The organism is Bradyrhizobium canariense (assembly GCF_900105125.1).
GTDB lineage: Bacteria > Pseudomonadota > Alphaproteobacteria > Rhizobiales > Xanthobacteraceae > Bradyrhizobium > Bradyrhizobium canariense_A.
Window position 1 is genome coordinate 4,043,686 of the sequence record NZ_LT629750.1, and the last position, 19,427, is coordinate 4,063,112.

A 19,427-nucleotide genomic window follows, 5' to 3' on the forward strand; every position below is an offset into this window, starting at 1 on the left:
ACTCGACCTTTCAGAATTCTTCTGCGTGAACCGAAAGGGTCGCGTTCTTGGAAAAGGGCATCAAGGTGACTCTTGACGCAAAAAGCGCCGAAGCTTCGAAGCTGACCCAATCGGCGTCGCCACGCATCTGCATGCCTACCTGGAGAAATTTCAACAAAAACGGCTACCGGTGCGGACTTTACGAGGCCCAGGACATTCTCGTCGAGAATGACGATGTGGACTTGGTTCACCTGGATATGGGCTGGGGGGCGTGGTTCAAGGAGATCTCGCTGAGAAGGCCTCTCTACCATGACATGTCAAAGAGGCTGATCTACGCCAATCCAGGACTCAAAAAGGCGCGGCTCACCAGGGATTATGACGTATTCATAGCGGTTTGCGACGTGTGGACCGACATTCCTTGCATCAATGCGATCGAGCGGTGGAGAGACCACTGCAAAATTAGTATTTGCTGGATCGACGAGATGTGGGCTGCCGCAATACCCAAATACAAGTATTGGCTGCATGCGCTCAGTCAGTTCGATTATATTTTTGTCGGCTACAAGGGCACTGTCGCGGCCTTGTCACAGGCGGCTAATCGTCCTTGCCACTGGCTCCCACGCGGAGTCGACGCGCTTCGATTCACCCCGTATCCTGATCCGCCGGATCACGTCATCGACGTTTACAGTATCGGACGCAGACGGGAAGGCGTCCACCGCGAAATGCTCAGAACGGCAGAGCAAAAGAAATTGTTTTATGTGCATGACACGACAATGGATGGTGCCAGCGTCGAAGTAAATGATCACCGGCAACACCGTAATCACTTTGCAAACATGGCGAAGCGAAGCCGGTATTTTGTGGTGGCGCCCGGAAAGATGGATGCGCTCTCTGAAACCCAAGGACAAGTCGAGGTCGGCTCTCGGTACTACGAAGGCGCAGCCGCGGGCACGGTGATGATTGGAGAAGCCGCGGACTGCGAGGCATATAGGGATTTATTTGGGTGGCCAGAAGCGGTTGTAGAAATCCGTCGCGATGGGTCCGACCTTGCGTCTGTTCTCGGTGATCTTGCCTCCGATCCGGAACGCGTTGCCGCGATCGGCAGACGAAACGCTGCCGAGGCGTTACGGCGTCACGACTGGGTTTACCGTTGGATCGAAATGTTTCGTGTAGCGGGCATCGAGCCGTCACCGCGGCTGATGGCACGCGCACAGCGTCTGAAAGAGATGGCTGATTTGGTCGACAGCGATGGACAGAAGCGCGAGCGAGGCGATCGTGATCGAGCGGGACTCACCACAGATAAAGTCTGATGCGACGGGACCAAGGGTTGCGCTGTTTGGCAACTTTGGTACCGGCAACTTGGGCAACGAGGCAACGCTTCAGGCGATGGTGCTTAACGTCCGTAAGTATCTGCCGAATGCGGAAATTAGCTGTATTTGCCCAAAACCAGAGAACACAGCGAAACAATACGATATTTGCGCTGTCCCGATCAGGGCACCGTCTCCGATCTGGAGGTCGGACAGAGAGCGCAAGGTGGGGGACGGAAGCATCTCTAAAGCCACAACTGGACCACATCGGTGGATGACGGCCGTTCTCAACAAATCCCTTCGTATTTTTAGCTATCCATTTGTTGATGCATATCGGTGGTTCAAAGGCTTCATCGCCTTGAAGGATAATGACCTACTCATCATGACGGGAACGGGAATGGTGGGGGATTACGCCATAGGGCCGTTCGACCTGCACTATGACATATTTCGATGGGCGGTTATCGCAAGACTGTGCCGATGCAAACTGCTGTTTGTTAGCGTCGGAGGGGGACCACTACGTCATCCGCTAAGCAGGTGGTTTATCAGGGCGGCCCTCGCTCTGGCAGATTACGGTTCCTACCGCGACGCGCCTTCCAAGGATCATCTTGCGGCCGTTGGTATCGACGTGACGAACCACGCTGTATACCCCGATCTTGCTTTCAGCCTGCCGAAAGCGGTCATACCTGCAAAGCGAGAGCCCGAACGCAGAGAGACTACGGTAGGGGTTGGCATAATGAACTACCATACTCGACTTGGTGGTTCCGGAAGCGATCAGACGATCTACCGCGATTACATCGCACGCATCGCATCGCTTGTCGTTCGCCTGCTCGAGCGCGGGTATACCGTGCGCATCCTCATCGGCGACGTGGTTTGGGATCAGGACGTGAGAGGAGACCTGCGAAAGGAACTGGAGGAACGTAGATGCAACTATGACGATGGGAAGATAATCGACGAGCCAGCCCTCTCTGTGGATGAGTTGCTGCTACAATTGGCGTCAGTTGACGTTGTGGTTTCGAGCCGGTTTCACAACGTATTGTTGGGCCTGATGCTTGGGAAACCAGCTATGGCGATTTCTTACCATGAAAAATTTCAACCGCTGATGAGCGGGGTGGGGCTGGGCGAATTCTACTGTGACATAGAGCGAATCGATGTTGACGAGCTAATCGGAAAGGTCGTCGAGCTCGTGGAAGATGCGCCGGCCATCGAAGCTCGGCTCGCATTAAAGACGGAGAGCTACCGCGCCGCACTGGACGAACAGTATCGGCGGATATTTGAGGGCATCTCCTCCTACCGAGGAGAACCGTCGGGAATGGGGTTACCCTCCGCGTCGAGACGATAGCGCTGGCTGTTTCTACCGGGCACAGGCGGGCTGAGGACCGTGATGGTTTTTAGGATGTCCTGTTGGGCATTCAGTTTGGCAACCTCACGCTTAGGCCGCGCGATCTCCTGTTGGTCCGGCTTCATCTGGCCATGCCTAGAGATTGACGCCTAGAGATTGATGCTGGACATCGTCGTCGAGCACTTTTACCCATTGTGCAGCTGCGACATGTGAACGGCCCAGGTTCTGCGACACCGGCCCATAGGAGACGCCGAGCTCTCCGAACAGCCTCAAGCGCGTTCAACGGATCAGAAAGTCAGTCAGGTCCTTTCCAAATCGAAGTTCCTTTGTCAGCCACCGTGGCTGCTTCCCCCGTCCCGCCCACGTCTCGCCGTGATCTTTCGGGTTGCGATACTTTGGAAAAACCTTGGGGTATGGACGTCTCTCGCGCCTTCGCTCGCTGTGGGCGACGCCAAGCTTACGCAAACGAAGCTCAAGAATGTCTCGCTTGGCTGCGATTTTGCAACCCAGTTGGGCAGCCACCAGTTCGTACAGTTCCCAAAGTTGATCCGTCGACAGTGATTCGAGGCTTGAGTTCTTTATTATGTCTTGAATCAGACCGTCTTCGGATTGCGCCACAGCTGCGTCGAGCATCATCTAAAAATCCAATGACCTACCTCAATACGTCGACTCAAGCGCCAAATATGAGAATTATTTTACCAAATATAGGTGATTCAGAGGTTCAGTGGGGCAAAAGTGAGGAGCTGTTCGTCCACCCGATTAAACCTTTGGGTGCGACCTACAAGAATTAATGTCGACGCAGCCGCAGAAGCGCCGTCGTCATCGAACTGTCTCGTGGCGTCCTTCGTGAAGTGCAATGAAAATGAAGGTGCCTTTCTAGGTCCATGCAGCTCACCGGCGTTTGGCATTGAGCAGACACAGCGCTCGTCGCCCAACTTCCCTATCTGGCGCTCTGATCTAGCGCCGTTAGCCGGCGCTCGAATTAAGTATAAAGTCCTTAGAAATGGCGACGAGGACGAACATGAAATATTATCCGGCTTAAATAGCGTCCTAATATTACCCAACCAACGTGATCGTCTCTATGCACTTTTGTGCAATGCCGAGCCGGAAATACGACCATTACGGGCTCGTCGGAAACAGTCGGGACAGGACCTAGACACGTCGATCCGGTGCCGGCGAACGCGGCCTCATATCCGAGAGTCTCGTGGATGCAATTGCCATTGCGCCGACCGTGGAGGCGACGGGTGGACCACACCTTTCCAGCGGTCGACGTCACCACCGGCGGCACCTCGCTGATCATCCGAAGTGATCCCGTCCGTCATTTCCGCCGGGCGCCATTTCCGGCGGTCAAACAAATATCAAATTTAATATCCATACTTATTATACGCTTTTTAAATGCCAATTCGTCACACCGACAAGATGCGCAAATCAATGAATGAGCTTCTCGTCATCATCGGCGCTGAACTGATCTTGCTCGTGTCGATCGTTGCAATGATGATCCACAACAGGAGAGCGGACGTCCTGAGCCGTCGCTGTCCCGATGAGACCGACTATGCGATCTCGGACAGTAGTAGAGCTAAGCAGGCGCGACGCCGCGTCGAGCGCGAGGAGCTCCGGTCTCAGGCAGTCCCTGCTCCTGAGCAAAACGAAGAAGCGTCCGTCAAGGCAGCAGCGGTGCGTCGACGGATAGAACCTTTCGTGCTGATGCCGATGATTTTGCCAATCACTCGCTGGAGAACCAAGCGCAATACGCGGAATAGCTGATCAGCCAGGTTGACGCTCGGCCGGAATATGTCCGCCTTCTTTCGTCCATGCCGGGATCCGTCCTGGCATTCCCGTTGATGAACAGGCTGAAGAGGGTTCGGGAAGAGTTTCTCGCCTACGAACAGCCGTTCGAACGCTTGAATGCGCGCTCAGCCCGATGCTGCACGGGCTTGATGAGCTGGGAAAACGCCCTTCTCCCCGGCGTCTTGATGAAGGCGTCGACCGGCATACCAGGCACCAGCTTCGATCCGCCGAGTTTTTCGAGCTCCTCTCGATTTGAGCGAGACACGGGCTGTATAGTAGCTCGCGCCGCTGCGCTGGTCCTGCGTGATATCGGTGGAGGCACGCTGATCCGTCCTTCGATTTCCGGCGCCGCCTTTTGCTAAGGCAGCGAACCGCATTTGTCGCCGTCTGGCTTACTTACATAGGCCTGCTCGATGCCGCGTGGCGCAAGCTCAGCGTCGACAGCGAGCGCGTCGGCATCCGGCACGATCAGCATGATCTGCTTGCCGGGGGCGATAACGCCGCCGACTGTGTGCACCTCTTCAGAAGACTGCGCGGACGGCGAAAGGTGGGCGTCTCCTACTGGCCCGCTTCATCGACGGCCACGGATCCTACCGCTCGCGCAGGACGTCATGTTGGTACTTGGAGATGGGCGAGAGCAGGTAGCCGATGATCCGGCGTGAGCCGGTCTTCACCTCGGCCGTCACCGCCATGCCGGGCCCGAGATCGTAGCTCCGCCCGTCCGCCTCCATCTGCTGTCGGTTGAGCGAGATACTCGCCACGTAAACGAGGTCCTGTCCCTGCTGCTGGCCGCCTTCCTTCGCGTCCTGTCCGCGCGGCTTCTCCGCACCGCCGTCGCGTTGAACGGCGTCAGAGGATACGCTGAGCACCCGGCCGTGAAGCAGCCCGTAACGCGTGAAGTTGAAGGTGTGGACCTTGATCTCGACGTCCTGGCCCTCGTGGACGAAGCCTACGTCGTCATTGGCGAGCGTGGCCTCGATCTCAAGCTGGCTACCTGTAGGCACGATCACCGCGAGCGGTTGGGCCGGCGTGACCACGCCCCCCACCGTGTGCACGGCGAGCTGCTGGACGACGCCGTCAACCGGCGCGGTCAGTTCCTGCAGGCTGGTCCGCCGCTGGGCCTTGATCACATCCTGGACGATTCCTGCGGCTTTCTGCTCAGCCTTGGCGAGTTCGTCGTAAGTCGTGCGGCGGAATTCGGCCGCGGTCCGATTGCGGGTTTCCTTCAGCGCGGCGAGTGCCGCATCCGCCTCGTTCGTCTTGCTCTGCTGGATCAGGAGATCCTGCTGCTGGCCGACGAGATCCTGGTCTTCGGTCAGATAGACAAGCTTCGAGCCGAGCCCCTTGTCGGACAGGTATTTGCGGGTGTCGACCCGCTCCTGGAGTAGAGGGATCGTGGCCTGCAGCTTGGTGATGTTGGCAGCCACCGTCTGCCGTTCGGCGGCCTTCTGCGACGCCTGGCGGTCCAGTTCGGACAGCTTCGCGCTCTGCTCCGAGGTCTCACTGATCAGGAACTGACGATGCATCTCGACCTGCGCCGCTGTTGCACCTTCGGGCGGATGGAAGGCCGCGAGAGGATCGCCGTCCGAAAGCGCCGCCTTAAGCCGCGCGACGTCGAGCTGCGCGGCGATGAGGTCCCCCTTGAGATGGTCCTGTTCGGCCGCCGTCATGGTGGGATCGAGCTCGATCAAGCTCTCGCCGGCCTTGACCCGCTGGCCGTCATGGACGTGGATCGCCCGCACGACACCGGTCTCGAACGGCTGGATCAGTTTGGTCCTGCCGTTCGGGACGATCTTGCCCTCCGCGCTGGCGACGATGTCGACCTTGCCGAACGTGGCCCAGGTCAGCGCGACGCAGAAAATGGCGATAATCGTCGCGCCGATGGCGCGTCCGATCGGCGACGGCGGCGTTTCGGCGATCTCGAGCGCCGCCGGCAGGAAGGCAAGTTCGTGGTCCCGTCTGGCGGCGGGGCGGCGCGGGAACGGGACGACGGTCCGATTGGCAGCGTTAGCCGATCCCATGGAGACCCCCCTGCAGCATGTGGAGCTTGGCGTAGCGACCGTTGGTCCGGATCAGTTCGTCGTGGCTGCCATCCTCGACCACGCGTCCAGCCTCCAGCGTGATGATGCGATCGGCGGTACGCACCGTCGACAGGCGGTGAGCGATGATGAAGACGGTCCGTCCGGCCGCGATCCGCTTCATGTTCTGCTGGATGGCGCGCTCGCTCTCGTAATCGAGGGCACTGGTCGCCTCGTCGAAGATGAGGATGCGCGGGTCGCCGACCAGAGCACGCGCGACGGCGATGCGCTGCCGCTGGCCGCCCGACAGGCTCGCCCCGCGTTCGCCGACAACGGTGTCGTATCCTTCCGGCAGCCCAAGAACGAAGTCGTGCGCGCCGGCGAGTTCGGCCGCCGCGAAGACGCGCTCCGTTGGCATCATCGGATCGGCCAGTGCGATGTTTTCGCGGATGGTCCGGTTGAACAGCACGTTGTCCTGCAACACCACCCCGATCTGCCGCCGCAGCCAAGCCGGATCCACCATGGCCAGGTCGACGCCATCGACCAGCACGCGCCCGCGCTCCGGAACGTAGAGCCGCTGCACCAGCTTGGCCAGCGTGCTCTTGCCGGAGCCGGATGAGCCAACGATGCCGACGACTTGGCCGAGCTCCACATCGAAGCAGAGATCGTGCAGCGTCTCGGGCGCGTCGGGACGGTATCGGAACGTGACGTGGTCGAACGTCACACGACCGCGGATCGGCGGCAGCGCGGCGCGGCCTGGGCTCAGGGTCGGCTCGGGCATGGTGTTGAGCACGTCGCCGAGCCGATCCACCGACAGACGGGCCTGGTGGAATTCCTGCCAGATCGAGGCGAGCCGCAGCACCGGCGCGCTGACGCGGGCCGACAACATGTTGAATGCCACGAGTTCGCCGACGCTCAAGGATCCGCTGATCACGAGCTTGGCGCCGAAGTAGAGGGTCGCGGCCGTCACCAGCTTGTTGATGAGCTGCACGGACTCGCTCGCAACGTTGTTGAGGCTGATGACGCGGAAACTCGATGCGACGTAGCCAGCGAGCTGCTCCTCCCAGCGCCGCTGCATCTGCGGCTCGACCGCCATCGCCTTCAGCGTTTCGATCCCCGTTACGCTCTCGACCAGGAACGACTGATTCTCAGCGCCGCGCCTAAACTTCTCGTCGAGGCGGCGCCGGAACAGCGGCGTCAAACCGGCCGAGATGCCGATGTAGAACGGGAAGGCCGCCACCGCGACGAGTGTCAGGGTCAGAGAGTAGTAAGCCATCACCGCGAGGAAGACGATCGTGAACAGGAGATCGATGACGAGCGTCAGCGCCGAGCTGGTGATGAACTGGCGGATGTTCTCGAGCTCGCGGACGCGCGCGACTGAATCGCCGACGCGGCGCGACTGAAAGTAGGCGATCGGCAGTGAGATCAGGTGCCGGAACAGGCGCGCGCCGAGTTCGACGTCGATACGGTTGGTGGTGTGCGCGAAGAGATAGGTGCGCAATGCGCCGAGCACCGCCTCGAACAGGCAGATGATCACCAGTCCGACGACCAGCACGTCGAGCGTGCTCAGGCTGTGGTGCACCAGAACCTTGTCGATGATCACCTGGAAGAACAAGGGCGAGACCAGCGCGAAAAGCTGGAGGAAAAGCGAGCCGGTCATCACTTCGACGAGCATCCGCCGGTACTTGCCGATGGCGCCCATGAACCAGGAGATGTCGAAGCGGCCGGAGAGATCGGAAAGCCCAACGCGACGCGTCGCCAGAATCAGTTCGCCGGTCCAGACGGCTTCGAACTCCTCTCGCGTCATCGTGTCCGGGCGCTGCTCGGTCGGTCGTTGCACCAGCACCTTGTCGGAAGCGACCTTGCCCAGGATCAGGAAAGTGCCGTCACGCAATACGGCAATGCCCGGCAGCGGCGTAGACTCGAGGCGCTCCCAACGCGTCGACAGCAGCCGCGCCTTGAGCTCCATATCCATGGCGCAGCGGAGCATCTCCGGAATGCCGATCCGGGGCGATCCGATGCGGTGACGGATCTGATCGGGCTCGGCGCCGATGCCATGGCAGCGCAGAAGGATGGTCAGCGCCAGCAAGGCCGATTCCGTCTTCGCAGGGTCGATCGGGGTCTCCTCGCCCGGCTGCTCGAATGCGACCGGTGCGTCGTCCTCGGCGCTCTCTCGACGCAGCCACCGCCACGTCAGTTCGGCCAGCAAACGCATCCGGTCGGCAACGACGGCGGCGTCAACGGAGGGCACGCGCGGACGCGGCAAGAAATTCAGCACCCGGCGCAGAGCGGGAAATTGAAATTTCGGAATCGGAAGCTTCGGCAGGGAGAATTTCGGCAGGGAGAATTTTGGTACGAAATCCTTCCATGTCCTGGCCGGAAGCACCGCGACGACGCGACCGCCCCAAACGGCTTCGAGCTCCTCGCGTGTCATGTACCTTGGGCGTTTGGAGGTCAGGTCGGCCGCCACGACGCGGTCCTCGATCAGCTGTCCGAGCAGCAGATATTTGCCGTCCCGCAACGCGGCCAAGGCCGGCATCCGCAGTCTCGACAGCGCGGTCCAATCGATCGAGATTCCCCGGACCTTGAGCCCGAGCTTGCGTCCGCATCTGACCATCTCCGTAACGTCGAGGACGTCACGCTTGCAGAGCTTGCGGACCTGGTCAGGCGCGACGCTACGCCCGTGGAGGCGCAACAAAATCGTCAGCGCGTTGATGCCTTGTTCGAAGGCATTGTCATCGTGCGCGGCCTGCGGCCGCGTCTTTTTCTTGATCGTCATGCGGCGAATGTTCCTTCTGGAAATGCGCGAGACGTTCCTTCTGGAATTTCAAACAAGCGGAGCCTTGATCGCCCTGAGGAGGCGACCAGGCTCCGCATGTCTTGTTCGCTAGATCAGTGCAGAGGAAATCAGTGCAGAGGCCTGGTCAGCTGATTGGAGGCCTGCTGCTGAGTCTGTGCGGACGAAGATCCCCCCTGTGTGAAGTGTGATGTGTTGCCAAAGTCGCCGGCCATCATCTGGTTGAACAGGGCGAAGGCCTTGGCTCCTGCGCTCGCGGTTTGATCCGTCGACGATCCGGCCGCCGAAGAGGCGCCCGACTTCGACGAGAACGCATCGCTCAGGGTCTGCGCTGTCTTGGCAAAGCCAGGATGGCTGTTGAACCACTGCGAGACGTCGGAGTGATGACCACCGCCACCCCACTGCCCGGGCCAGCCGCCGTGTGACGACGAACCCGAACCTGACGTTCCGGTCGAGCCAGAACCGGTCGAGCCGGAGCCGGACGTTCCCGTCCCCGACGTGGACGGCGGATCCGTCACGGTGATGGACTGCGCCGCACTCGACGAGTGGTTGGTCCGATCGGTCGCGGTGATCGTCAGCGTTGAGGTCGGGCTACCATTGCCTGTGTAGGACGACTTCAACGTGAGACCGCTGTTCACCTCGGCCGCGGTCAACGTGACGCTGCTTCCGCTGAAGGTCTTGTGGTCGAGGTTATCAGTAATGGTCTCGTAGCTCGGCAGTCCCTTGATGTTGACCGTCACCTTGTCCGCCGCATTGGACGCGCTGACGCTCACGCCGAGTTTGACGCTCTGATCGGGACTGATCGACAATGAAGGGTCGGCGACCGTGACGGCCGGAGCCTTCGGCGGAGTCGCCCCGCCCGACGCTCCGGTGCCGACGGTGCCGGTACCCGTGGTGCCACCGGACGATGTGCCGCTACCAGTGCCGCCAGTCGGATCGGTGACGCTGCCACCGCCCGAAGACGTGCCGGTGCCCGTGGTGCCGGTACCCGTGCCACTGCCTGAAGAGCTGCCGCCGGAAGCCGGCGAACCGCTGCCGCTGCCGCCGGTCGGATCGGTGACGCTGCCACCGCCCGAAGAAGACGTCCCGGTGCCGGTGCCCGTGGTGCCGGTACCCGTGGTGCCACTGCCTGAAGAGGTCCCGGTGCCGGTACCCGTGGTGGTGCCGCTACCCGAAGAGCCGCCGGAAGCCGACGAACCGCTGCCGCTGCCGCCGGTCGGATCGGTGACGCTGCCACCGCCCGAAGACGTCCCGGTGCCGGTGCCCGTGGTGCCACTGCCTGAAGAGGTCCCGGTGCCGGTACCCGTGGTGGTGCCGCTACCCGAAGAGCTGCCGCCGGAGGCCGAGCTGCCGCTGCCTGAAGAACCCGAACCGGTGCTGCCGGTCCCTGTGCCCGTGGTGGTACCCGTCGAACCGGACGGCGCGGTCGTGACGTTGCCGGTTACGGTATCGTTGCTGGATTGGTTTATCAAAATCGCCGCGTTGCTGGCCGACTGAACGTTCTGCGTATTATTTCCGTATATGGTGTTGCCACTGATAGTCGCGTTGGCAGTCAGGAATGACTCAATGCCGGATGAACCATTACCGGTGACTGTGTTGTTCTGGACGAGGATTTGTCCCGTGTAGCCGGTATTCGTGTCCAGAATGATACCTTCACCGTCGGTGATCGAGTTGTTGACGCCGCCGGTCGGGACCATCTGCGCGTTACCGGACACAGAATTGCCGCTTATGACGAAGTGGGCACCGGCATTATTGTCCAGGTTCTGCGACTCATAGACGGAAATGCCGCTGTTGCCGTAAGCCGACCAGTGCGCATTGTTAGTGACTGTGTTATTCAGGATCTGCACATAGTCAGCTCCCACGGTACCGATGCCACCGCCGGGTTCGTTGGTGACTGTGTTGTTTTCGATTATGATATGGTTCGGCAGCGGGACACTGCTGCTTGAGTTGACGGATATACCGTTCCCGTTGAGGTTGGCGGTGCCGCCGTACCCCGCCATCGCCTGGCTCAAATTATAGTTCGCCGCATCGCCTTCGACGGTGAAGCCGTTAATGACGATATTGGATGCCTGGATGTCGATCCCATTCCAATAGCCCGAGCTGTTGATGACGGGCGTCTGTCCAGGGGCCGCTTCAAAAGTGATAGGAGCGCTCTCCGTACCGCTGGTGGTGATAGTAACCGGCGCATAAGTACCGTTCATGACCTCGACGGTATCACCGGCCTTCACCAGGTCTGCGGCTGCCTGAAGGCTAGCCAGAGGAGCACTCGCGGACGTGCCCGCGTTGTTCGCACTACCAATCTGAGAGCTCACATAGTAAGTGGTCATAAATCTTTCCTGTCTTCGATGCGCACGCTCAACTCGTCACCGAGATAAATGCAGCTCACCGATCATCGGCACCTAAACTGCACGAACCTTCCGATTTTGAATTGGCCGCTGAACGCCCCATTCACCCGTGTCTGGATTCATCGCGCGCCAAGTCTTTTTTAAGACGATTTGTTGACTTGCACAGGGTGGTTTTCTGGTCGTACGTCATTTGCTCAGCGACGATTTTTTAAACCACAAAAAATCTCTTACTGCCGCAGGATAACGCAGATATTTTCCCACTTTTAATAGCGCGCCCGGCTTCAATATCGAGAAAACTTCCTTCAGTACAACATCATGCGCTGGCGGCCCGGAAGGCTCCGCAAAAAATGAAAATAAACAGTGGAAAATAACCACACCGATTATGGAGGGGGATGCTCACTGAATTTTCCACCCATCCGAGCTAAGGAACCGCAGCGAAGTTTCTCGCTATCGAACGAGCGGACAGCAACATGCGACCGGCAGTCTCGTCCGAATTCTGGCTCGATCGCCGGCAAATAGAGCGGCGATTTTTTATGGGCAGGTCGCCATGCCACTTGTGCAGGCTCCGGCATCGACAAGTGCAGGCTGGAGATAATCTTGCGACTTTCCGTAACCTATCGCCGGGCTGTGCGGCTGCAGCGCAAAATTGCCCGATGCCGGATCAACCAGCAGAGGATCTACGTTGCAGCTATTGTTGATGCAGGAGAAATAGCGCGCAGCAGCGCCGTTATTAAGCAGCATAACGCCGATGCCACCGTACGTGACGTTATTTGACCAGGTGGTGTTTGTGTCAAGAACGCCCGCTACGTCGCCCGCGACAACTGGCGCGTTCCTGCCCCCGCAATAACGGCCACAGCCGGCATTAGCAGCGCTCAACAGCGATTCGGAAATGTTATTGATCCAGACGTTGTTCGAACCGCCTTGTTGACTGAGATCTCCCAGAGCATAGACATTTAAACAGTCGTCGCGCCCGTTGCCGTAAACGGTATTATTGGCCACCGTAATATTGGATGCGTGGAATACGTGTATCCCCCTGCCACCGTTGGAATAAGACAGGTTTCCCAAAACAAGGCTTCGATACGGGTAAGCCACCTTATTTGTAGCCCCATCCAAAAAGGTATCCATGATGATGCCATTGCCGTCGGTATGGCTTCCACAGGGGACAGGGTTGCTCTGGCTCAACATGTTTTCGTGGACGTCATTCCAACTGACAATGTTATGAAAGGACGGAGCGAAACTCAGGTCCATTTCAGACGGGACGTAAGTAGAGCCGAAATGGCACGAGGGGTTGGCGCGGTCTATGCACTGTAGGGTAACCAACGATATCCCTGACCCCTGCCAACCAGAGGTAAAGCTGTTATCGTAGACGCTATTATGTATCACATAATACCACTCCTTCCAGGCAAGGGATATTCCTGACAGATTGCAGTGGTGCACGGTATTATTTATCAGCCAGATGTGGTGAGTCGAATTGCCGGGGCCGTAGGTTTGATCATCCGTGGCGAAGCATGCATCGGCGATTCCTCCAGGCAGCAAGGCATCATTGCCATCGACCTCAAACCCGTCGACGACGACAAAATTTCCACCGTCTCTGAAGCCCCAAAGGTGACCTTCTTGCGGGGCCAGAACGCGACAGGCCCCCAAGACCTGACAGCGATAAACAACATAGCCCGCCGGGGTGGGCTCGCTTCCACCATGCTGAACCAGAACATTAGCGCCGTAGGTGCCTGCCGCCACATTGATGCAGTCACCGCCGAGTCGTGAGGACGAGTCTGCGCGCTGGATCGTCAGCCAAGGCTGTGCCTCAGTTCCGGGATTACTGTTGCTTCCGTTTGGGGCGACGTAGAAGTTCCGCAGACACCTGTAGAACGGCGCCGCGTGGAGTGCCTGACTGGGGCCTGGCGCCTCTGTCGTTCTGCCTGCTGTTGTTCCCTGTGCCGGTGCTGAAACCGACAGAAGCGAGAAAAGTATCAGCGTGAGAGCGAGCGATTTGAATCGCTTGGCGACAATCTCTCGGGCCTTGAGTTTTTTTCCCCACATGTCCGTCTTTGCTGATCCAGAAGACGTGCTCGCACGAGACGGCTCAAGAAGATGACTTGTTACACATTTGCAGGGTCATCACCGCCCAAGCGGGCTGCGGGAGCCCGAGGTCGCCACGGCTCTTCGGGTAGCGGGACTGGTAATCTTTGGCCGGGAAACACCAACCGTAAGCCGCAACTCCTTCTCACAGATAAATCCCGTCATGAAGAACAGAGCCGTCCAGATGTGCTGAGGCGAAAGAAGCACCTGCTCGCTTGTCGCGATCAACAGAATTGTCATGAGAAGAAGCACCGACGTTAGTCCGAATTGTTGTGCCGGACCATTCATGCACCTTAGGGCCATGACGAGATTTCGCGCCCACAGAAATATGAAGAGAGATGCCCCAACTACTCCAATGTCCAGTAAAAGCCCGAGCAAGCCATTGTGCGCGCTAACGACAGTCCAATTCACCGCGTCCCCGATTTGCAAAGCCACGGGATTTCCAGGTACCCAAAATGCGGCAAATCCCCAACCGAACAGCGGCTTCTCGCTTATACTGTCGATGACGTACAACCATAACTGGGTTCGCCCCGTCAGGGTTGCGTCCTTGCCGAGAAACTCCCAGATCAAGTCTTCGTTGGCCGATAACCAGAAAAGAGCCAGGAAGCAGCTGATGAACAAGCAGATGCTTATTGCTCGGCTTGCGTTCCCCTTGAAATAAAGCCTGCCAAGGAAGTCGAAGCATAAAAGCGCGGCGATTACGACCATCGCTGTGGATGATTGGCTCAGAAAGGCGACGGTAGTGCACAACGCGATGATGCAGATGGACCTAAAGCGTCCTTTCCCGACCCGCAAGCCATGAAGTGCGCCAAGCACCCCTCCTGCCATGACTTGCCCGAGCACATTCTTCTGCGTAAATATCCCGGCGAAGTCTGGTTCCATTCCATCGAAGGCAGGCGCAGGGGACAGGACGAACTGCCAAAGAAGCGATGCAACTGCGGACAAAGCGCAGGCCCAGCTGAACAAATCGATCAGATCATCGCGGTCTACAGCCTGCACGATCCCAATAGCACCAACAACCACAAAAAAGTATGCGGTGCCCTGAGTCAAAGTCAGCATCGGCTGAACAGACCAGAGAGCTGAGACGAGCAGTAAGCTCGCTGCCAGCAGCGGAAGAACTTTATTGAAACGAGCGACAGCTGTCTTGCGCATGCCCGTCCAGAAAAGAAAAATGCTGACGCATATGCCAAGCAAATTCACCGTCACGGTGATCTCATTTCCGCCCCTTCCGAACGACACGGGGCCATACACAAGCTTGTCAATGACACCAAAGAAGCTCATGGATTGTAACAGGAAGCAAGCCGAGGCAGCGTAGACTACGAGGCTCACTGAGCCTGATTTAGCTGGATTTGCCGTGCACGTGACATTCAGGGCATCTCTAGGCCGGCCCGCCAGCAATAGGTTGCGCTGCTTCACGTCCAGGTTTCCTCTTTGCGTCGATCTCGATGCGCCAACCCATCTGAGGCTGTCAGCGCGGAACTATCTGCGGACAATACTATCTGCGGACAATTCCAAAACGGCCGAGTCTGATCCGGCGAACGCTCTTCAGCGTATTCGTGGCGTAAAGCCCACCGCCGTGCGGCGCCCTGGAGCCGAACCGCCAAACCGATGCGCGCATCGGTGCGCCCGCTTTGGCCTGCTCGCGAGGCGCAACGAGCTTCCCGCTGGCTTCCAAAGAAGAATTTGGACGGCCTCACTTCATCACCCATGCGTGGCAAAGGCTGGCAAAGGCAGTCCAATTATTGCGCTTTGCGAAGCTTGTAAGCGTCGTGTCGTCCGCGTGTTTAGAAATGAAATCAGATTCCGGATGGTGTTTGTATAGTGCTCCCCATGCCCACTCCCTTGACCGATGTTCCGCCATGCGGCCCAAAAACTGAGCCAAGACGTCGGTATCTGGCGGCAACTGACGTCCAACAAGAGGCCGGATGTCGCCATGGACTTTGAGGTCGCCGTCATGAGATGCCGCGTTCATAACTATCCGCTTGTCTCAGTCCTACGGGGTTGAACCAGGCAGTCCAACAATCGCCGGAGGACACGGCACGGTTTAATGCATATTGGCAAATTATTAAAGTATTAAATTACTGAGGATTAAATTGTTGACCCATCCTGGGTTCGTTAACCAAGGACGCTACAACTGGTAGGGGCGCCGAATTGTCGCGAACATGCCGGTTTTACGCTCCATTCCGGCAATTGAAGCCGAGTTCGCCCGCCGCCCGCAATACCTCGACGAGTTGCGCTCCCCCGGTTGACGCCGAAGTCGCTGGCATATATATAATTTATAATCGCATTTAAATAATTCTGATTTAATGTTCGCTAGCTGGAATCTCGCCAATGAGGCCTGCGCAGCCTGGCACCAAATTTTGCTTTCTCCAGGCGCTCCGAGCAATCGCGGCTTGGCTAGTCATTGCGGACCATGCCCTGATTGCTGTCACCCATGGTGAACCATCAAACCCGGTTACGTCTTTCGCTTGGGCGCTCGGCGGCAGTGGTGTCTACATCTTCTTCGTCATTTCCGGTTTCATCATGGCCCACATCAGCTGGGATGATTTCGGGCAGCCCGGCGCTGCGCAGCAGTTCATGCGGCGACGCATCGTTCGAATTGTGCCGCTCTATTGGCTTGCCACGATGGGCGCTATTGTCTTCCATAGGGCTTCGGCAAACGATACCGTGCCCGCCGGATTGCCGGAATTGCTGCAATCGCTCTTTTTCATTCCGTACTACGCCGAGAATGTTGGCTGGGCGCCCATATTGCGCCAAGGCTGGACGTTGAACTACGAAATGATGTTCTATGTCCTGTTTGCGGTGGCCCTGACACTCCCGCGCAAAGTGGCGTTGTGGGGGGTCGCAGTTGCACTCGGCCTCTTCACTTTGATCGGCCCGGTTTTGCAGCCTGGCATTTTATCGTATCTGAGCTCTCCGATCACACTCTGGTTTGTGCTTGGGATCGGACTAGCCTGGCTGTGGCGGTCATGTGGTTTCAGCGAACCGGAAGGTCTCGCAAGGTCGGTTAAATTCCTGGAGCCGTTCGGCGACGCGTCCTACTCCACATATCTCGTGCACGGAGTGACGCTCACCATGCTCCTGCAAGTCTGGCGAGTACCGTCGGCATGGTTCGTACCGGTCGCCATGGTGGTCGCGGCCGGGGCCGGGCTTGCAGTGCACATTTTCGTCGAAAAACCGATGTTGCACGCGATAGCCGGAAAGAAGCCTTTGATTATCAACCGCGGCGCCCACAATGTTGGACTATAAGCGGCAAAACAACTTCGATGCGGTCCGGTTGTTTCTTGCGATGACCGTTGTTCTCGGTCATTTGACGTGGATGTTGCCCGGCAATTATGGGCCCTTGCAGATCGCACTCAATCACTTTGACGGTGCCAAGGCCGTTGACTGTTTCTTTGTAATCAGCGGATTCCTGATTTTCCGCAGCTTCAGGCGATCGAAATCGCATGCGGACTATTGGAGTAACCGTATTCGGCGTATTTATCCCGCTTTGGTCGCGGTCATCGTTGCGACCGTTATATGGGGCGCGTTCGTTACAACGACGTCGCCGAAGGAATATTTCAGCTCTCCAACGCTTGGTTATCTGATTTACAATTTGCTGTTCATGTCCTTCAGGCAAAATTCGCTGCCTGGGGTTTTCGAAAATAGTCAGATCCATTTCCTGAACGGTGCACTCTGGACGCTGAAAATCGAGGCGATGTTCTACATCAGTGTGCCGCTTATCGTTTTCTTTGCTCGAAAATTTTTGCGATTCGAGATCCTTGCGGTTATTTTGTATCTGCTATCCGTTATATTCAAAATGACGTTGCATCACATGGCGGTAACAAAGCAGCTGCCGGTCTATGATAACTGGGGTAGCCAGCTGCCTGGTCAGCTTTCGTTCTTCATGGCTGGGGGATTGCTGGAGTATTGCTCAGAGACCTTTCGTCGGCACGCATCAGTTTATCTCGGCCTCGCGGTGCTAGGCTTGGCAGTCAGTAATTGGCTGGGCGCTTACGCACTCTATCCAATCTCGCTTGCTATCGTCGTGATCTACGTCTGCGATGCGCTTCCATACTTGGGCAACATTTCCAGATACGGGGATTTCTCTTACGGGCTTTATGTATCTCATTTCCCGATCATACTGTCGTTCGCCGCTCTCAGCGTGCTGCCCGGAAATCCGATTCTAAGAGCGGTCATAGCTCTGCTGGCCTGCCTGATTTACGCAGTCCTGTCGTGGCACCTGATTGAGAAACGGTGGCTGCGGCCCAGGAACCGTTTATCGCCGGTTACCCTTCGGCCCAGGTTGGCAGGAAACGAGCCTCATCCTCTGCCGGCCGCCGCGTCGTACCCTATGGCCACGTGGCAGCAGCCGTTGGCTCCGAATGCCGACCGTTCGCTCGTTCCGTAGACGTCCACCAATTGGACGACGGCCTTTCTGGAAGGGCTGCGCTTCACACTCCGGTCCTGGTCAGGCCAGAACGAATCTGGATCGAGGAGCAAGGTCAGCGCCTTCGACTAATAGGTGCAAATATTAATTCGTGACCATTTAATTTGACCCAGAATAAATGGTTGACTTTAAATTTTATATGATTATTTTCGAATTTTAATTTTCAACATAATAATAGAGGTGGATTATGAAATTCGCTCTGGTCTGCGGAGCAGGTGGTTTCATTGGCGGTCATCTCGTCAAGCGCCTCAAGCAGGACGGATTTTGGGTTCGCGGCGTCGATCTGAAATTTCATGAGTACTCGGAGACCCATGCCGACGATTTCGTCGTAGGCGATTTACGAGACCAAGGGTTTTGCCGCGCTATCGTCGACCGCCGGTTTGATGAAGTGTATCAGCTCGCCGCCGACATGGGGGGCGCCGGCTATATTTTCACCGGCGAGCACGACGCCGACGTGATGCACAACTCAGCCACCATCAATTTGAACGTACTCGACGCCTGTCACAAGCGCGGCGTCAAAAAGATCTTCTACTCATCATCGGCTTGCATATACCCCGCCTATAACCAGGAAGATCCGCACAACCCGAAATGCTCTGAGGACTCGGCCTATCCGGCAGCGCCCGACAGTGAGTATGGCTGGGAAAAGCTGTTCAGCGAGCGCCTGTACATGGCGTACCGGCGAAACTACGGGATGCAAACCCACATCGCTCGTTATCATAACATCTTCGGGCCAGAAGGGACCTGGACCGGAGGCCGTGAAAAGGCCCCGGCTGCGGTCTGTCGCAAGGTCGCGATGGCGAGCAGCGGAGAAGAGATCGAAGTCTGGGGTGACGGCCAGCAGACGCGGTCTTTCCTTTATATCGACGAGTGTATCGAAGGTACCGTGCGGCTGTTGCGGTCGAACTTCGTTGGACCGGTCAACATTGGTTCGGAGGAAATGGTCACCATCAACCAGCTTGTGGACCAGGTGGCTGATATCGCCGGCAAGAGGATTGGCAAAAAACACGTACCCGGGCCGCAGGGTGTGCGAGGTCGTAACTCCGATAACAGGTTCATCAGCGAGAAGCTGGGCTGGCGGCCGAGCAGGTCGCTCCGCGCAGGGCTTGAGCCCACTTACCAGTGGATAGCGGCGCAAGCTGCGAGCATTACCATCGCCACGAGGCGGGTGGCCTGAGGGACCACTGCGATGGCGTGTCCAGTTCGCTTGAAGCGAAATTCTGCGTCAGACCGTGTCGCCCGTTGTGCTCAAAAGACATCAAGCTCGTCTGGACAGGATTCGACGGCGTCGCAGCTCGAGACACTCGGTCGGAATGGAAGCCGTCCATCTAGCGTCGTGTCGCCGTGGATTGGCG

General features: G+C 57.8%; 14 protein-coding genes and 1 pseudogene. 6 read left to right on the forward strand and 9 right to left on the reverse strand.

What is annotated here, in order from left to right:
• Positions 1-47 precede the first annotated feature (47 nt).
• Together BLV09_RS19340 and BLV09_RS19345 are read left to right on the forward strand one after the other, a co-directional pair.
• On the forward strand, positions 48-1,283 hold the full coding sequence (locus tag BLV09_RS19340) for a glycosyltransferase family protein (RefSeq protein WP_146688488.1): 1,236 nt from the start codon (positions 48-50) through the stop codon (positions 1,281-1,283).
• Positions 1,249-2,619: a polysaccharide pyruvyl transferase family protein gene (locus tag BLV09_RS19345; protein WP_167558806.1), complete on the forward strand. Its 1,371-nt coding sequence runs from the start codon at positions 1,249-1,251 to the stop codon at positions 2,617-2,619. Before BLV09_RS19340 ends, BLV09_RS19345 begins: the two co-directional genes overlap by 35 nt.
• Before the next feature lie 279 nt (positions 2,620-2,898).
• Here BLV09_RS19345 and BLV09_RS19350 read toward each other — a convergent pair whose 3' ends face one another.
• Positions 2,899-3,255: an H-NS family nucleoid-associated regulatory protein gene (locus BLV09_RS19350; protein ID WP_244548750.1), complete on the reverse strand. Its 357-nt coding sequence runs from the start codon at positions 3,253-3,255 to the stop codon at positions 2,899-2,901.
• A 759-nt stretch (positions 3,256-4,014) separates the two neighbouring features.
• Here BLV09_RS19350 and BLV09_RS19355 point away from each other — a divergent pair.
• On the forward strand, positions 4,015-4,383 hold the full coding sequence (locus BLV09_RS19355; protein ID WP_146688490.1) for a hypothetical protein: 369 nt from the start codon (positions 4,015-4,017) through the stop codon (positions 4,381-4,383).
• Between the two features lie 382 nt (positions 4,384-4,765).
• Here the strand turns inward: BLV09_RS19355 and BLV09_RS37380 are convergent, their stop codons facing one another.
• The 8 genes and pseudogenes from BLV09_RS37380 to BLV09_RS37385 all read right to left on the reverse strand — a co-directional run bounded on the left by BLV09_RS37380 (position 4,766) and on the right by BLV09_RS37385 (position 15,618).
• Positions 4,766-4,924, reverse strand: a complete 159-nt coding sequence (locus BLV09_RS37380; RefSeq protein WP_167558807.1) for a hypothetical protein — start codon at positions 4,922-4,924, stop codon at positions 4,766-4,768.
• Between the two features lie 73 nt (positions 4,925-4,997).
• Entirely contained in the window at positions 4,998-6,428 is a 1,431-nt protein-coding gene (locus tag BLV09_RS19360; RefSeq protein ID WP_146688491.1) for an HlyD family type I secretion periplasmic adaptor subunit, read from the reverse strand.
• Positions 6,415-8,640 carry a type I secretion system permease/ATPase gene (locus BLV09_RS19365; RefSeq protein ID WP_433994431.1) on the reverse strand — a complete coding sequence of 742 codons (2,226 nt, stop codon included), beginning with the start codon at positions 8,638-8,640 and terminating at the stop codon, positions 6,415-6,417. The genes BLV09_RS19360 and BLV09_RS19365 overlap by 14 nt, the downstream gene beginning before the upstream one ends.
• A 174-nt stretch (positions 8,641-8,814) precedes the next feature.
• Positions 8,815-9,204 (reverse strand): annotated as a pseudogene (locus BLV09_RS38210) (cysteine peptidase family C39 domain-containing protein); the annotation flags it as partial.
• Between the two features lie 128 nt (positions 9,205-9,332).
• A complete protein-coding gene (locus BLV09_RS19370; protein WP_146688493.1) occupies positions 9,333-11,549 on the reverse strand; it encodes a right-handed parallel beta-helix repeat-containing protein in 2,217 nt (738 codons plus the stop codon).
• A gap of 549 nt (positions 11,550-12,098) precedes the next feature.
• Entirely contained in the window at positions 12,099-13,607 is a 1,509-nt protein-coding gene (locus BLV09_RS19375; RefSeq protein ID WP_146688494.1) for a hypothetical protein, read from the reverse strand.
• Between the two features lie 78 nt (positions 13,608-13,685).
• On the reverse strand, positions 13,686-15,062 hold the full coding sequence (locus tag BLV09_RS19380; protein ID WP_146688495.1) for an O-antigen ligase family protein: 1,377 nt from the start codon (positions 15,060-15,062) through the stop codon (positions 13,686-13,688).
• Positions 15,063-15,339: 277 nt separating this feature from the next.
• Positions 15,340-15,618, reverse strand: a complete 279-nt coding sequence (locus BLV09_RS37385; protein WP_167558808.1) for a hypothetical protein — start codon at positions 15,616-15,618, stop codon at positions 15,340-15,342.
• 359 nt (positions 15,619-15,977) lie between these two features.
• On the opposite strand from BLV09_RS37385, the gene BLV09_RS19385 reads away from it, so the two are divergent.
• The 3 genes from BLV09_RS19385 (at position 15,978) to BLV09_RS19395 (ending at position 19,249) form a co-directional block, all read left to right on the forward strand.
• Positions 15,978-16,895, forward strand: coding sequence for an acyltransferase family protein (locus BLV09_RS19385; RefSeq protein WP_146688496.1), 918 nt, complete (start codon positions 15,978-15,980; stop codon positions 16,893-16,895).
• Positions 16,882-18,036, forward strand: coding sequence for an acyltransferase family protein (locus tag BLV09_RS19390; RefSeq protein WP_146688497.1), 1,155 nt, complete (start codon positions 16,882-16,884; stop codon positions 18,034-18,036). Before BLV09_RS19385 ends, BLV09_RS19390 begins: the two co-directional genes overlap by 14 nt.
• 226 nt (positions 18,037-18,262) lie before the next feature.
• The gene (locus BLV09_RS19395; protein ID WP_100384021.1) at positions 18,263-19,249 is read left to right on the forward strand and encodes an NAD-dependent epimerase/dehydratase family protein; all 987 of its coding nucleotides are present in this window, start codon (positions 18,263-18,265) and stop codon (positions 19,247-19,249) included.
• Positions 19,250-19,427: the final 178 nt, after the last annotated feature.

Excerpts from the sequence above, each read along its gene's own strand:
- BLV09_RS19350 (WP_244548750.1), bottom strand. The coding sequence starts at position 3,255 with ATGATGCTCGACGCAGCTGTGGCGCAATCCGAAGACGGTCTGATTCAA.
- BLV09_RS19355 (WP_146688490.1), top strand. The coding sequence starts at position 4,015 with ATGCCAATTCGTCACACCGACAAGATGCGCAAATCAATGAATGAGCTT.
- BLV09_RS19360 (WP_146688491.1), bottom strand. The coding sequence starts at position 6,428 with ATGGGATCGGCTAACGCTGCCAATCGGACCGTCGTCCCGTTCCCGCGC.
- BLV09_RS19365 (WP_433994431.1), bottom strand. The coding sequence starts at position 8,640 with ATGCGTTTGCTGGCCGAACTGACGTGGCGGTGGCTGCGTCGAGAGAGC.
- BLV09_RS19370 (WP_146688493.1), bottom strand. The coding sequence starts at position 11,549 with ATGACCACTTACTATGTGAGCTCTCAGATTGGTAGTGCGAACAACGCG.
- BLV09_RS19375 (WP_146688494.1), bottom strand. The coding sequence starts at position 13,607 with ATGTGGGGAAAAAAACTCAAGGCCCGAGAGATTGTCGCCAAGCGATTC.
- BLV09_RS37385 (WP_167558808.1), bottom strand. The coding sequence starts at position 15,618 with ATGAACGCGGCATCTCATGACGGCGACCTCAAAGTCCATGGCGACATC.
- BLV09_RS19385 (WP_146688496.1), top strand. The coding sequence starts at position 15,978 with ATGAGGCCTGCGCAGCCTGGCACCAAATTTTGCTTTCTCCAGGCGCTC.
- BLV09_RS19390 (WP_146688497.1), top strand. The coding sequence starts at position 16,882 with ATGTTGGACTATAAGCGGCAAAACAACTTCGATGCGGTCCGGTTGTTT.
- BLV09_RS19395 (WP_100384021.1), top strand. The coding sequence starts at position 18,263 with ATGAAATTCGCTCTGGTCTGCGGAGCAGGTGGTTTCATTGGCGGTCAT.